The organism is Bradyrhizobium sp. Ken01 (assembly GCF_055807355.1).
The window spans coordinates 1-246 of record NZ_JBVVPC010000273.1; the positions used below are offsets into that span (position 1 = coordinate 1).

Consider the following 246-nt stretch of genomic DNA (forward strand, 5'->3'; position numbering starts at 1 on the left):
TGCGCTTCATACATAGAAACCTGCGCTTTCGGGAACACCTCTTTGAACTTGTTGATCATCCCTGACATAAAAGTAAAACCAATCAATGAAGGAAAACCAAATGAGACTTCCACCACCGCCTCAGAAGACATACCGCTTATCTCATTAACCATATTTTTCATTTCACGGGTAATGGATTCGGAACGGGAGAGTAACAATTGACCGGCAGGTGTTAATGTTACACCGGTATTTTTCCGCACCACTAAT

The 246-nt window shown here is 42.3% G+C and carries 1 protein-coding gene; it reads right to left on the reverse strand.

Annotated elements, in window-relative coordinates:
- Positions 1 to 246, reverse strand: a 246-nt coding sequence (locus tag AC0L3S_RS39630; RefSeq protein ID WP_473285421.1) for a hypothetical protein, incomplete at both ends; no start/stop codon positions are given.